The 12932-nt window shown below is 71.1% G+C and carries 10 protein-coding genes; 5 read left to right on the top strand and 5 right to left on the bottom strand.

The genetic code is table 11. The features are described 5' to 3' along the window. The first annotated feature begins 285 nt into the window (after nt 1-285). Nucleotides 286-819 carry a YceI family protein gene (locus tag LZ198_RS06190; protein WP_253970943.1) on the top strand — a complete coding sequence of 178 codons (534 nt, stop codon included), beginning with the start codon at nt 286-288 and terminating at the stop codon, nt 817-819. A gap of 16 nt (nt 820-835) precedes the next feature. Here the strand turns inward: LZ198_RS06190 and LZ198_RS06185 are convergent, their stop codons facing one another. Continuing rightward, entirely contained in the window at nt 836-1924 is a 1089-nt protein-coding gene (locus LZ198_RS06185) for an endonuclease/exonuclease/phosphatase family protein (RefSeq protein ID WP_253970942.1), read from the bottom strand. A 363-nt stretch (nt 1925-2287) separates the two neighbouring features. Here LZ198_RS06185 and LZ198_RS06180 point away from each other — a divergent pair, with 363 nt between their 5' ends. Then, complete coding sequence (locus LZ198_RS06180; protein WP_253970941.1) at nt 2288-2431, top strand: hypothetical protein; 144 nt, start codon at nt 2288-2290, stop codon at nt 2429-2431. A gap of 22 nt (nt 2432-2453) precedes the next feature. Here LZ198_RS06180 and LZ198_RS06175 read toward each other — a convergent pair whose 3' ends face one another. Next, complete coding sequence (locus LZ198_RS06175) at nt 2454-2744, bottom strand: hypothetical protein (protein WP_253970940.1); 291 nt, start codon at nt 2742-2744, stop codon at nt 2454-2456. A gap of 178 nt (nt 2745-2922) precedes the next feature. Between LZ198_RS06175 and LZ198_RS06170 the strand changes: the two genes are divergently transcribed. From LZ198_RS06170 to LZ198_RS06160, 3 genes are read left to right on the top strand one after another with little or no spacing between them, the layout of a single operon-like run. Beyond that, the gene (locus tag LZ198_RS06170; RefSeq protein WP_253970939.1) at nt 2923-4359 is read left to right on the top strand and encodes a DUF3375 domain-containing protein; all 1437 of its coding nucleotides are present in this window, start codon (nt 2923-2925) and stop codon (nt 4357-4359) included. Beyond that, nucleotides 4356-4970 carry a DUF4194 domain-containing protein gene (locus LZ198_RS06165; RefSeq protein WP_253970938.1) on the top strand — a complete coding sequence of 205 codons (615 nt, stop codon included), beginning with the start codon at nt 4356-4358 and terminating at the stop codon, nt 4968-4970. Before LZ198_RS06170 ends, LZ198_RS06165 begins: the two co-directional genes overlap by 4 nt. Next, nucleotides 4967-8350: an ATP-binding protein gene (locus tag LZ198_RS06160; protein WP_253970937.1), complete on the top strand. Its 3384-nt coding sequence runs from the start codon at nt 4967-4969 to the stop codon at nt 8348-8350. Before LZ198_RS06165 ends, LZ198_RS06160 begins: the two co-directional genes overlap by 4 nt. Nucleotides 8351-8375: 25 nt before the next feature. Here LZ198_RS06160 and LZ198_RS06155 read toward each other — a convergent pair whose 3' ends face one another. The 3 genes from LZ198_RS06155 to LZ198_RS06145 form a co-directional block, all read right to left on the bottom strand. Next, nucleotides 8376-9344, bottom strand: coding sequence for a class I SAM-dependent methyltransferase (locus LZ198_RS06155; protein WP_253970936.1), 969 nt, complete (start codon nt 9342-9344; stop codon nt 8376-8378). Nucleotides 9345-9495: 151 nt separating this feature from the next. Beyond that, nucleotides 9496-10647, bottom strand: a complete 1152-nt coding sequence (gene mraY / locus LZ198_RS06150; RefSeq protein WP_253970935.1) for a phospho-N-acetylmuramoyl-pentapeptide-transferase — start codon at nt 10645-10647, stop codon at nt 9496-9498. A gap of 132 nt (nt 10648-10779) precedes the next feature. Continuing rightward, nucleotides 10780-12870 (bottom strand): FUSC family protein, encoded by a 2091-nt coding sequence (locus LZ198_RS06145; RefSeq protein ID WP_253970934.1) that lies wholly within the window; start codon nt 12868-12870, stop codon nt 10780-10782. Nucleotides 12871-12932 lie beyond the last annotated feature (62 nt).

Raw genomic sequence — 12932 nt, 5'->3', positions numbered from 1 at the left:
CGTGTCGGACGCGAACGGCCGGACATCCCGGCGACGCGAATCCTTCACGGCGCGTTCAGACAATCATGACTCGGCCAGACGGGAATTCATGCATGGCCTGACATCACCGCGCGTTTGCTCATGCGCGATGTCATGTCGCATTCACATCGCGTTCGTGCTCGATGCAGCGCGACAAGAATTGGCCAAGCAGAGTGCTTCTCTTCTTAGAATGCTGGGGTCATCGACATCCCCCCAACGTCGATTCCGACACCTCAACTCGACTCACACCGACGAGCGCTCCCCCTCATGCCTGTCACCACCTGGAACATCGATTCCGCGCATTCTTCTGTCTTGTTCATCGCCCGCCACATGGTCGTGGCGCGCGTCCATGGCCGCTTCGAGCGGGTCTCCGGCGTGCTGCGCGTGGACGCCGACCTGCCGACCCAGGGTGAGGTCGAGATGAGCGTGGAGGCGGCCAGCATCTACACGGGCGCCGCGGACCGCGACACGCACCTGCGCTCCGCGGACTTCCTCGACGTGGAGAACGCGCCGAAGCTCATCTTCAAGAGCACGGGCACGGAGCCCACGGGGGGCTCCGGCTTCCGGCTGCTGGGCGACCTGACCATCCGCAACGTGACGAAGCCCGTGGTGTTCGAGGCGCGTCACGCGGCCACGTCGAAGGACCCGTGGGGCGCCACGCGCCTGCTCTACACCGCGCGCGCCGCCATCAACCGGTCCGACTACGGCATCCGCTGGAACAAGACGCTCGACAACGGCGGCTGGCTCGTGGGCGAGCGGGTGGAGCTCGAACTGGACGTCCAGGCGATCCCCTCGACCTGAGCCGACGGCCGCCGCGTCAGCGCACCGGCAGGAAGTCCGCGTGGACGGCGGCGTGGTCCGAGCCGCCGAAGCCACTGTTCCCCTCGCGCACGGCCCGGAACGAGCCGGCCACGTATCCTCCGCCCCCGCCTCGCGCGAAGAAGAGGTGGTCGATGGCCTGCCGCTGCCCGGAGTACACGTAGGTCCACGTCTGGTCCGTGGGCCGGTCGCTGGCGACGCGCAAGAGGTCGCCTCCCTTCTCCAGGGCCTGCAGGGGCTCGGAGCCCGGCACGTCGTTGAGGTCTCCGCCCATCACCACCAACGCCTGGGGCGAGCGGGCGGCCACCTGCGAGACGATGTCGCGCGTGGCCTCCGCCTCCGCGAGCCGGCGTCCGGGGTCGTCGTTCACCTTCGACCGGAAGTGCGCCGCGAAGACGATGACTTCCGCGCCGTCCACGTCCAGGTGCACCTCTAGGAGCTCGCGCGAGAAGCGCGTGGACGAACCGTCCGGACGCACCAGGGGGCGCTCGCGATGTCCGTACACCGCGGTGATGGGGTGTGCGGAGAGCACCGCGACGTCCACCGAGGCGGGCTCGCCCGTCTCCCCGAGGACCCCGTGTGGCAGCCGGGGCAGCCGCGCGAGGAGCGCGTCGAGTCCGACCTGGGTCTCGACCTCCGCGAGCAGCACCACGTCCGCGTCGAGCGAGGCGATGGCCGTGGAGAGCTTGCTCACCTGGTTCTCGAAGGCGGTCGGCGAAGGCAGCGCCTCGTAGTTGGAGCCGCCGCAACTGCCGGAATCACAGACGGTGTCGAAGAGGCGGTGGACGTTGAACGCGGCGATGCGCACGGCCCCCTTGTCGATGGGATCCGGCGTGGTGCCGGGCGCGTCGTCGGGGGGCGGGCGCCCATCGCAGCCGACGAGGCCGAGCACGAGGCCGAGCCACAGGCCCGTGCGGAGGAAGGTGGGACGGGACGCGCCGACGCGGGTCGGGCGGAGTGAATCACGGACGAAGGGGAGCCACATGCCGGCCGGCAGCGTAGCATCGCGTCGCGCGTGGACCCGCTCCGTCACGTCGGAGTCGCCGCGGTTGCACTTCCAGCGCGAGTTGGTAGGGTCCTTTTCCACTTCGAGCCACCCGGCGCTTTCCCGATGGCGGCCCCTCCAGGACGGAGCGGGTCGTAGGGCGCCCCAGGTGGCGCGTGCCTTCCGCGGCCGACGTGACACCCGGTGCAACGGGCCCGGAGGCGCGAGGTGCAGGGTGACCGACAGGACGGGTGGCCTCCAGCGTGCCCGCTGGAGCATGGGTCCGCGCGCTGAACGACAGCCGGCCCGCCTTGCGGGGCATGAGGCGTTGGCCCGCCGAACGGAGACGCGACGCCAGCCCCCGTCAGGGGTTACGACTTCCATCAGGCAGTCTGGAAGCGCGGCCCCCGCCTGCGGTTCGCGGAGATGTTGGACTAGTCTGGTGTTGTTGGAGGATGCGTGACCATGTTCTGGGAAATTCTGATTGGCGCGGCGGCGATGACGCTCATCACGGTCCTCTTCACCGGACCGGGGATGTGGAGTTCGAGCTGGGGCTGGAACAAGAACAAGCCCGAGCGGAAGAACCCACCGTCGGACCCTGGCAAGTAGGCAGCGGCAGGAACGGGCGCGGCTACTGACAGATACCCGGGCAGTCCGCGCCCCGGCCGGGCAGGCAGGTATCCAAGGGGTCGTCCACACAGTCCGCCTCGGGGCCGGAGGCATCGCAGCGCGCGAGCGCCAGGCCCCCGCAGCACTCGACGAAGCCGTCGGGGACGCCACACGTCGCGGTCAGGGTGCGGCAGTCGCCGCCCGCGGACGGTCGGGCGAAGATGCTCCGCTCCTCGCAATCCTCGTCGTCACCACAGGCGCTGGAGCACATCGCGACCACGGCCACGAGCACGGCTCTGGGAAGTGAGGTCATGTCGCCATCTCCGCAGGAGGAGGGCCGGACAGTCCAGCTTTTCGCGCGAATGCTGTCACCTGCGTGGCGGTCCCGGCGACAGGCTCGCCTTCCAACCAGACAAGGGTGACGCGCGGGCGTCGCGTGCCCACCTGTCGGGTCCCCCTTCCATGTCAGACCCCCCTTGTATGGGTTTGCCATGGACTTCACGACGCTCGAAGCGCTGCGTCTGAAACACCCGGCCTGGCGGTTGCTCGTCGCGGACCATGCGCCGTTCATCGCCAGCTTCCTGCACCGGTGCTTCATCACCACGCATGCGCGGGCGCTGGCTCGCGCCGAGCTGGCCTCGCGGTTGGAGTCGCACCGGGAAGAGGTGCGCGCGTGTCGGGGGGGCGAGGCCTTTCCGCGCGAGGCGACGGCCTATCTCGACGAATGGGCGGCGGACGAGGCCGCATGGCTGAGGAAGTTCTACCCCCCGGAGTCGGAGGAGCCGCACTTCGACCTGACCCCCGCGGCGGAGCGGGCCATCCGTTGGCTGGAGCAGCTCACCGAACGCCCCTTCCTGGGAACCGAGTCCCGGCTGCTGACGGTGTTCCAGTTGGTGCGGGAGATGGCGGAGGGCATCGCACCGGACCCGGCGGAGCGGGTGCGGGAACTCGAGCGGCGACGGGAGGCGCTCGACGCGGAGCTGGCGCTCGCGCGGGCGGGGAGGGTGGCGCGGATGGAGGACGCCTCCCTCAAGGACCGCTTCCAGCAGCTCTCGGACACCGCGCGGGGATTGATGTCGGACTTCCGCGCGCTGGAGGAGGAGTTCCACGGGCTCGACCGCAAGGCGCGCGAGCGCATCGCCACGTGGGAGGGCACACGCGGCGAGCTGCTGGAGGCGGTGCTGGGGGAGCGCGACGCCATCAGCGACTCGGATCCGGGGCGCAGCTTCCAGGCCTTCTGGTCCTTCCTCATGTCGCCGGAGCGGCAGGAGGCAATGACCCAGGACCTGGAGCGCGTGCTGGCCCATCCCGCCGTCCAGTCACTCCAACCCGACGGGCGCCTGGCTCGTGTCGTCTTCGACTGGCTGGAGGCGGGGGAGCACACCCAGCGCACCGTGGCGCGGCTGTCCGGTCAGCTCCGTCGCTTCCTCGACGACCGCGTCTGGTTGGAGAACCGGCGCATCCTCCAACTGCTCCGTGGCATCGAGCGCCACGCGCTCGCGGGGCGTGACACGCCGCCTGGTGGGGACTTCATCGAACTGGACGCGCCGGTCCTCTCGCTGGAGCTGCCCCTGGAGCGGCCCCTGTTCATCCCTCCCTCGCTCGCCAGGATGGAGGAGGTGGAGGCGCTGGACGCGAGCGAGGAGGTCCCCTCCGACGCGCTCTACGCGCTGACGTCGGTCGACAAGGCCCGCCTGAGGGACAACGTCCGCGCGGCGCTCCAGGGCCGGGAGCAGGTCTCCCTGCAGGATCTGGTGCGTGTCCATCCCCTCGAACACGGCCTGGCGGAGCTGGTCGTCTACCTCGGGCTGGCCTCCGAGGATCGGCGTGCGTCCATCGACGACGCCCGTACGCAGGACTTCCTCTGGTCCGACGCGAGCGGCCGTCGCCGCCGGGCCACCCTTCCCCTGGTGCTCTTCCTCCGATGACGAACGTCGCCCCGAATCCCTCCACGGCACAGGACGCGCTGTCGTTCGTGCTCGTCTCCCTCATGAAGGGGGTCGTCTACCGGGACGAGAGCCCCGGGACATGGCAGTCCCTGCTCCAACTGCGCGCGCGGGTGAAGGACCAACTGGGGGTGCTGGGCCTCCAGTTGATGCTCGACGAGGCGGAGGGCCACGCGTTCCTGCGTCAGCGCGCCGCCTCGGACGGGGCCCCGGAGCTGCCGCGACTCGTGGCGCGTCGACAGCTCGGGTTCGGCGTCAGCCTGCTGCTCGCGCTGCTGCGCAAGAAGCTCGCGGAAGCGGACGCCTCCGCAGAAGGCGGGCGGCTGGTGCTGCGGCGCGCGGAGCTGCGCGAGCTCGTCCAGCTCTTCCAACCCGAGGGCACCAACGAGGCGCGGTGGAGGGATCGCGTGGACGGGGACATCGAGAAGGCGGTGTCGCTGGGATTCCTGCGCCCGCTGGGCGAGGCGGGGGACACGTTCGAAGTCCGGCGCATCCTCAAGGCCTTCGTCGACGCGCAGTGGCTGGGGGACTTCGAGCAGCGGCTCGCCCGGTATCGGGCCCATCTCACGGAGTCGACCGGAGGTGTGGAGTGACGACGGCGAACGCACTGACGCAGGCGGAGCTCCTGGACGTGGGGGCGCCGAACGAGCGCGCGGGGTTCCGGCTGCACCGGTTCGAGGTCTTCAACTGGGGCACCTTCCATCAGCGGGTGTGGCACCTCGACCTGCACGGTGAAAGTGGCCTGCTCACGGGGGACATCGGCTCGGGCAAGTCGACGTTGGTGGACGGGCTCGTCACGCTGCTCGTGCCCCCGCAGAAGCTGGCCTACAACAAGGCTGCGGGCGCGGAGTCCCGCGAGCGTTCGCTGCGCTCGTACGTGCGGGGCCAGTACAAGTCCGAGCGGGGCGAGGCCGGACAGGGGGCCCGGCCCGTGTTCCTCCGCGACGCGCCCACGAGCTCCGTGCTGTTGGCCCACTTCCACAACGAAGGGTATGGCCAGGACGTGACGCTCGCGCAGGTGCTGTGGATGCGCGACGCGGACAGCCCGCCCACGCGCCTGCACGTCGTCGCGGACGGGCGGCTCTCCATCGCGGAGCACTTCTCGCGCCTGGGCTCGGACCTCAACGCCCTGAAGAAGCGCCTGCGCGCGCTCGCGCCGGAGGTCCACGAGACCTTCCCACCCTACCAGGCCGCGTTCCGCCGCCGCTTCGGCCTGGAGAACGAGCAGGCGCTGGACCTGTTCCTCCAGACGGTGTCCATGAAGTCCGTGGGGAACCTCACGGATTTCGTGCGTCAGCACATGTTGCCGCCGTTCGAGGTCGAGTCGCGGCTGGCCGCGCTCACCGAGCACTTCGACGACCTGCACCGCGCGCATGAAGCCGTCCTGAAGGCGAAGCGGCAGGTGGGGCAGTTGACGCCGCTGGTCGCGGGCTGTGAGCGTCACGCGGCGCTCACGGCGGAGCTGGACGCGGCGCGTGGTTGCCGGGAGGCGCTGCGCCCCTGGTTCTCCGAGCAGAAGACGCGGCTGTTCGAGGCGCGGCTCGCGGAGCTGGCGCAGGGCGGTGAGCGGCTGCGCCTGGAGGCCGAGCGGCTCCGGGACGGACGCGGTCAGCAGTTGTTGGAGCGGGACCGCCTCAAGCAGGCCATCTCCGCCAGCGGCGGCGACCGGCTGGAGTCTGCGAAGCTGGAGCTGGCCCGACGCCGGCGCGAGCGCGACGACCGGGCGCTGAAGGCGGACCGCTACACGCGCATGGCCCAGGCCGTGGGCCTCTCCGCCGCGAGCGACCTGGAGATGTTCGTCGCGAACGGCCGGGCCATCCAGCGCCAGCGCGAGACGACGGCGGCGGAGCTGGCCGAGGCACGCACCGCCCAGGCCGAGCTGGGCATGGACCTGCGCGACCTCAAGCGCTCGCACGAGGTGCTCTCCGTCGAGCTGGAGTCGCTGCGCCACCAGCGCTCCAACATCCCCGCGCGCCTGCTCCACCTGCGGTCGCGGCTGTGCGCCGACCTGGGGCTGTCCGAGGAGGCGCTGCCCTTCGTGGGAGAGCTCCTGCGGGTCCGCGACGAGGCGCAGGCCTGGACGGGCGCCATCGAGCGCGTGCTGTCCTCCTTCGGCCTGTCGTTGCTGGTGGCGGACGGGGACGCGGCGCGCGTGAGCCAGTGGGTGGAGCGCACGCACCTCGACCAGCGCCTGGTCTACTTCCGGGTGCGTGACGAGGGGGCGGCGCGCGCCCTCGAGCCGCAGCCCGCGTCGCTGCTGCACAAGCTGCTCGTCAAGCCTGGCACCCGCATGGCGCGGTGGCTGGAGGCGCGGCTCGCGTCCGGCTTCGACTACGTCTGCTGCGACACGCCGGAGCAGTTCGCCCGGCACCGGCAGGCGCTCACCCGGGCGGGGCAGGTGAAGACGGGGGGCGAGCGGCACGTGAAGGATGACCGGCGCCGCGTGGACGACCGCTCCCAGTGGGTGTTGGGGTGGACGAACGACTCCAAGCGACGCGCGGTGGAGTCCGAGGCGCGGGCACTGGAGGCTCGCCTCCAGGCCGCCACGGCCCGCATGGTGGACGTGGAGGCGCGCGGCAAGGGCCTCCAGGTGCGGGCGGAGCTGCTGGGGCAACTGGCCGTCTTCGACTCCTTCGTCGAGCTGGACTGGCGGTCGGTCGCGGGGGACGTCCAACGCCAGGAGGAGCGGCTGCGGGAGCTGGAGTCCGAGTCCGACGTGCTGCGCGGCTTCGAGCGGCAGCTCTCCACCCTCGAACGGGAGCTGGCCGCGACGGAGGAGTCCCTCAAGGCGGTGGAGAAGCGTCAGGGCCGCCAGGAGGAGCGGGAAGAGGCGACGCGACGGGCGCTGGCCTCCTGCCAGTCCGCGGCCCAGGGCGCGGCGGACGACGTCCGGGCGTTCTACCCGCGCGTGGCAACGTTGTGCGACGAGGCGCAAGCGGGCGCCGCGCTGGACGCGGAGACCTGTGACGAGCGGGAGCGGCTCCTGCGCGAGCGGCTCCAGGCCCGCATCGACGCGGAGGGGCGCAAGCTGGAGAAGGCCCGGGACGCGCTGGTCGGCGCGATGCAGGCCTACCGCGCCGCCTTCCCGCAGGAGACGCAGGAGGTGGACGCGAGCATCGACGCCGCGCCGGCCTACGCACGGATGCTCCAGTCGCTGCGCGCGGACGACCTGCCGCGCTTCGAGGCCCGCTTCAAGTGCCTGCTCAACGAGAACGCGCTGCGGGAGGTGGCCAACTTCCAGGCGCAGTTGCACCGCGAGCGACACGCCATCCGCGAACGCGTGGCCACCATCAACCGCTCCCTGCGCGCCATCGACTACAACCCGGACCGGTACATCGTCCTGGAGGCGGCGCCCTGCCTGGACGCCGACATCCGCGACTTCCTCCGCGAGCTGCGCGCCTGCACCGAGGGCGCGCTCGACGCGGCGGGGGAGGAGGCCCGCGCCGAGGAGAAGTTCCTGGAGGTGAAGCGCATCATCGAGCGCTTCCGGGGGCGCGAGGGCTCGGCGGACGCGGACGCCCGCTGGACGCGCCGGGTGACGGACGTGCGCAACTGGTTCACCTTCTCCGCCTCCGAGCGGTGGCGGGCGGATGACCAGGAGCACGAGCACTACGCGGACTCCGGCGGCAAGTCGGGCGGCCAGAAGGAGAAGCTCGCGTACACGGTGCTCGCCGCGAGCCTCGCGTGCCAGTTCGGCTTGCAGTGGGGCGAGACGCGCTCGCGCTCCTTCCGCTTCGTCGTCATCGACGAGGCCTTCGGGCGCGGCTCCGACGAGTCGGCGGCGTATGGCCTGGAGCTCTTCCGGCGGCTGGACCTGCAGTTGCTCATCGTGACGCCGCTGCAGAAGCTGCGCGTCATCGAGCCGTACGTGGCCAGCGTGGGCTACGTCCACAACGAGGAGGGGCGCCGCTCCCGCGTCCGCCACCTCACCATCGAAGCCTACCGCGCCGAGCGAGAGGCCCGGAGCGCGTGAGGCGTGGCTCGGCCCGCTCCCCGCGTCAGGAGCGGACGGCGGAGACGATGACGTACTCGTCGCAGTTGAACCGGGTCAGCCAGTGGAGCTCCTCGAACTCCATCCCCCGGGCGTGCCTCACGTCCGAGCGCACCTGGGCGAGGGAGCGGCTCTCCGGAGGGGACGCGGCGGCGCGTGTCCCCCGGAGCGCCGCCAGCGCCGTGTTGACGGCGGGGAAGACGTCGGAGGCGATGGACGTCAGGCGGATGGCCTCGAAGCCCGCCCGGCCCAGCTCCGCCGCATAGCGCTGCGTCGTCCAGACGTTGGCCTCCGGGAAGGCATACCGGCCGCGCCAGTACCGGTGGCGCAGGCGCCGCCGCAGCCCCACGCCCGTCTCCCGGTCCGTGCGCTGGCAGAGGTCCGCGACGACGAGCCGCCCCCCTGGCCGCAGCACGCGCGCGGCCTCGCGGAGGAAGTCCTCGCGGGTGCGGAAGTGGATGGCGGACTCCAGGGCGAAGACGACGTCGAACGCGTCCGCGCCGAAGGGGACCCGGGTCGCGGAGCCCAGCTCCAGGCTCACCACCGGCTCCAGGCCCAGCAGGCGCATCCGCTCCCGGCCGACCCGCACCTGGTGGGGCGTGGCGTTGAGCCCGACGATGCGGGCGGGGCGGTAGTCCTCCGCCCAGAGGATGTCCTGGTCCGCGTACCCGAAGCCGCAGTCGAGCACCGCGTCCGCCTCCCTCAACCCCGCGGTCGTCGCCAGCAGGTGGGCGAGCCGGGCCTGCGCCGCGGCGAACAGCTCCCCGGCGCGCTCGCAATTGCTCTCATCCACCCGCTCCACGTCCCGCCAGTACCCCAGGTTGCGCCACAAGGGCTCCCGCCCCGTCCGCACCTGGACCTCCCCGGGGCCCGGCAGCCCCGTCACCCAGGCGTCCGCCTCCGTCGCATCGAAGCGCTCCGGCTCCGCCAGCACGGCGTTCTTGAGCTGTCTGGCGACCTCGAGGACGTCGAACATCCCGGACCTCCTTCCCGCAGTGCCCGTCATTATGACGCGCATTGCGGGAATTGAGGAGGTGTGGGTGGACGTCAGGGATTGCCTGTCTTCGGCGCGAGGCGTCAATGCCTCGCGCGGCCCGGCGCGGTGAGAGGGATTCGGCCGGGCGGGGTCAGCGAATCTTGAAGAAGATGAGCAGGCCCAGGGCGAGGGTGAAGACGGAGATGAGGTGGAAGCGCCAGATGATCTTGGAATTGACGGCCTGGGGCGAGTCGAAGCGACCCTGCCACTTGAGCTGCAGGTGGTGGTGGTAGGGCGCCTTCAGCAGGAGGCGCGCGCCCTGGCCGTCCGAGGACAGCCTCCGCGTCAGCTTGAAGCCGGTGATCTGCAGCGCGACGGAGAGCAGCTCGACGACGAGCACGACTCCGACGATGGGGAGGAACAGCTCGATCTTCAGCAGCACGAAGATGATGCCCACCGCGCCGCCCAGGCCGATGGCGCCGGTGTCCCCCATGTAGATCTCCGCCGGAGGGCTGTTGTACCAGAGGTAGGCGCTCAGGGCGCCCACGAGGCTCAGGCAGATGGGGAACAGCTCGTCCGCGCCGGGCAGGTGGGGGATGAGGAAGTAGCGGGCGAAGACGACGTTGCCGGAGAAGTACGCCACCACGCCGGCGAACAGGGACGTGGTGATGAGCGGCACGGAGACGAGCGAATCGAGGCCGTCCGTGAAGTTCGCGCCGTTGGCCGTGGAGGTGATCACCAGCGTCATCAGGATGATGAAGGCCCAGTTGGGCAGGCTGGGGAACCAGATCTCCGGCTTCACGAACGGGACGCTGATCTGCCCGGTGAGACCGGGGATGAACTTGTACGCGAAGATGGCGATGACGAACGACAGGCCCAGGTAGAGCAGGAGCCGCACGCGCGCGGAGATGCCGTCCGCCTTGGCCTGGTAGTCCGCGCGGGACATCTTCCCCAGCGCGACCAGCCGCTTGTTGCGGATCTTCGCCAGGTCATCCACCGCGCCCACGGCGCCGTAGGTGACCAGGATGATGAGCGTGGAGACGGAGTAGGCGTTGAGCTGGGAGAAGCACAGCGAGGTGACCAGCACCGCGAACACGAGCAGCATGCCGCCGAGGATGGGCGGGGGCTCGCGCTTGCCCTGCTCGAAGTCGGACGTGGCGTTGTAGCGCTTCAGGAAGCGGATCCACCACGGCATCCCCACCAGCACCAGGAACGTGGCGAGGAAGAAGGCGGCGCCGGCCCGGAAGGTGCGGTCCTCGAAGAGGTGGATGCCGGTGAGCTGGTACAGGAGGAGCGAAATCATGGAGCGGACCGGAGGGAGCGTTCGGTGCGGCGGAGAGGCCTCCGCCGGAGCTTGGGGGCGAAGGCGTAGGCCCTCGCCCTCGCCGTGTCAATTGGTGAAGGCTCGCCTGGTCCGCGAGGGCTGTTGGATGTCTCACGTCAAGGACAGCTTCTGGACCGCGCCGTGGAGGATTTCGAGCTGCCGGGGGACACGCTCGATGAGCTTGCCGGACACCGGGTCGTCGACGAGGTCCCGCACGGGGAGCGAAGGGATGGGGGGCGGTGTCTGGCCCTGCTTGAGCGAATCGGCGAGCGAGTCGAGCGCGCCGCTGGCCCGGCTGGCCACCACCTCGAGCATGTCCGAGGATTGCGCGACGGCCTTCTGCTCTCCGAGCGCGGTGACTGACGCGGCGAGTCGGCGCGAGTAGGTGAGCAGGGCCATGGCCGGCTCCAGGCGGTGGGCGGGGCCGCGGTACTCCGCCATGAGGCGCTCGAACGACGCCTCCGCGTCCAGCAGGGCCAGGCCGAAGTCGCGCCGGGCGGCGTTGACCTGCGGCTCGCTGCCGCTGCGGCTGGCGGCGACCTGGCGGAAGTAGTGCCCGTCCGCGCGCAGCACGCTGGCGGCCGCGTCCGGGAAGCGGCGCCGCTCCGGATAGGGCCACAGGAGCCACACGCCCGTGAGGGCCAGCGCGCACGCCACGAGCACGCCCAGGGCGCGGTTCTCCGCGACGGACCAGTCCCCGGTGCTCAGCGTGGCGAGCAGCAGGAAATCCGGGGTGAGGAGGATCTGGAACGCGCCGAAGTTGAGGGGCAGCAGGGAGACGGACGTCGCGGTGAGCAGGCCAATCACGAGGATGAGCACGTACTGCGAGCCCACCACCGTGGCGATGACGGCCGCGAGCGTGCCGCCCAGGAGCGTGCCGGTGACGCGCTGGAGCGCGCGCTCCTCGGTGTTGGCGGAGTAGGGCTGGAGGATACCGATGGCGGCGAGCACCACCCAGAACGGCTCGCCCAGCTTCAGCACGCGCGTGACGATGAGCGCCACCGCGGCGACCGTCCCCGCGCGCAGGGCGTGACGCAGCGCCACGGAGTGGGGGTTGAGGTTCTCCTTCAGCGTCTGGAGCAGGGGGCGGTGCTGCATCAGCGCGAGCGCCGCCTCGGGGTTGCCCACGGAGACGGGGTCGCCACGCCGCATGTCCGTCGCGGCCCGCTGCGTGGCGCTCGCGCATTCGCGCAGCCGGGCGAGCAGCTCCAGCACGGAGACGGGGGTCTGCCGGAGCCACTTGCCCTCGAGGCCGAACTCCTCCGCGTTGGTGGGGATGCGCGGCCAGTAGACGCCCGCCGTCTCCGGTTCCCGGGCGATGGCGGCCACGCGGTGGGAGATGGCCGCGTAGCGCTCACAGGCCTGGGCCACCTCCTCCCGGACGTGGCGCAGGCGTGGCTCGCCGCTGGCGATCTCCATGGCCTGGCTGAGCGCGAAGAGCACGGCGAGCACCTGCTCGCTCTGCTCCAGGAGGACGAGCAGGTGCTCGCCCCGCTCGGTCTCGTCGCCGCGTCCCACGCGGGTGGCGGCCAGGGTCTGCCGCGCCTGCTCGAACTGCACGCGGATGGGGGAGTGCCGGGCGATGGCCGCCTCCCAGGCCTCCAGGGGCGCGGCGACGCGGGTGAGCGAGGCCATCTCGTGGGCGCTGTCCCCCAGCTCCGTGTAGACGCGGGAGATGGCCTTGCGCGAGGGCAGGTAGGGGTGCAGGGGCCAGAGCAGCAGGGACTGGAGCATGGCCCACGCGCCGCCGAACAACAGCGCGGCGCCCCGCGTGGCGGCGGCGTCGACCCCCACGGCGTGGACACCCAGCGACGCGACGAAGATGACGGCGAGCTTGTCGCCGACCGACCCCACCGTGTCGCCGAACACGCGCGCGAACGTCATGGCGAACACGCCCACCAGCAGCAGCGTGGCGTCCAGCCACAGGTTGCCCCCGGCCAGGGCGGCGAGCGCCCCGACGAGCGCGCCCAGGATGGCCACCGCGCCCATGACCCGCGCCCGACCCTGGTAGGCGCCGCCGGGGTTGGCGAGCGTGACGAGCAGGCCGGTGAGGCCCGTCCAGCCCGCCTCCCGGAAGCCGAGCACCGTGGCGATGGAGAAGGGCACGGTGACTGCGAGCGCGGCGCGGATGCCCGCCACCCAGGCGGGACGTCCGGGTTGCAGCCGGAAGAACCGCCGGATGTGGCGCAGCAGTCGGTGCATGTTCGAGGGCCTCCGCGTCAGCGATGAAGCTCCTCATGTGGACACGGTGAAGGGCGGACGAC

The organism is Myxococcus dinghuensis (assembly GCF_024198235.1).
In the GTDB taxonomy this organism is placed as follows: Bacteria; Myxococcota; Myxococcia; order Myxococcales; family Myxococcaceae; genus Myxococcus; species Myxococcus dinghuensis.
Note: the sequence above shows the minus strand (reverse complement) of the source record. Positions and strands in the feature narration are given on the sequence as shown.